The 1,319-nt window shown below is 46.8% G+C and carries 1 protein-coding gene; it reads right to left on the bottom strand.

Features of this window, described 5'->3' with window-relative positions; all coding sequences use genetic code 11:
* The coding region (gene carB, locus B7Y67_RS18270) for a carbamoyl-phosphate synthase large subunit (protein ID WP_293599851.1) at window positions 1-1,319 on the bottom strand (1,319 nt) is incomplete at both ends.

Genomic DNA, 1,319 nt, shown 5'->3' with positions numbered 1-1,319 from the left:
TACTGCACGATCACACCTTTTGGCTTTTCAATGGCGACGATCTCTAAAACGTCTTCTAGAGTCAATGGCTCGAAATACAAACGATCAGATGTGTCGTAGTCAGTAGAAACAGTTTCTGGATTGCAGTTCACCATGATGGTTTCATAACCATCATCGCGCATGGCTAAAGCAGCGTGCACGCAGCAGTAGTCAAACTCAATGCCTTGACCGATACGGTTCGGGCCACCACCCAAGACCATGATCTTGTCTTTACTTGTAGGTTGAGATTCGCACTCACCGTGCTCTGCTTCGTATGTGGAATACAAATACGCAGTATTTGTAGAGAACTCTGCTGCGCAGGTATCTACACGCTTGTAAACAGGCACCACTTTGAAACGATGACGTGCGGCGCGTACTGAGGCGGCATCTACCCCAAGCAATTTAGCTAAGCGACGATCTGAGAAACCTTTTTGTTTAATGAAGCGCAACTCTGACGCTGAAAGGCTATCAATCTTGCGCTGTTTGAGCTCTGTCTCCATTGTGATGAGTTCTTCAATTTGTTCCAAGAACCAAGGATCTACCTTAGTCTCGTTGTAAACCTCATCTAAACCCATTCCCATACGGAAAGCGTCAGCCAAATACCAAATACGGTCTGGACCTGGCTCGCCAATTTCTTGAATGATGTCATCTAAGTCTGTCGAGACTTCATCCAAGCCATCCACACCAACTTCTAAGCCACGCAGAGCTTTTTGGAATGACTCTTGGAAAGTGCGGCCAATAGCCATCACCTCTCCAACCGATTTCATCTGGGTTGTTAAGCGAGAATCTGCTTGCGGGAACTTCTCAAATGCAAAGCGAGGAATCTTCGTGACTACATAGTCGATGGATGGCTCAAAAGATGCTGGGGTTGCACCACCAGTAATGTCGTTCTTTAACTCATCCAAGGTATAGCCAACAGCGAGCTTTGCAGCAATCTTCGCAATTGGGAAGCCAGTGGCTTTAGAGGCCAGTGCAGATGAACGTGAAACACGAGGGTTCATCTCAATGACGATCATGCGACCATCAACTGGGTTGATTGAGAACTGGACGTTTGATCCGCCAGTGTCTACGCCAATCTCACGCAATACGGCAATCGATGCATTTCGCATCAATTGATATTCTTTATCAGTTAATGTTTGCGCAGGAGCAACGGTGATCGAGTCACCGGTATGCACACCCATAGGATCTAAGTTTTCGATTGAGCAAACGATGATGCAGTTATCGGCACGGTCACGCACCACTTCCATCTCAAACTCTTTCCAACCTAAGAGAGACTCTTCAATTAAGAGCTCACGTGTTGG

Source organism: Polynucleobacter sp. 35-46-11 (genome assembly GCF_002281105.1).
This window is presented reverse-complemented; position numbering and strand designations above follow the sequence as displayed.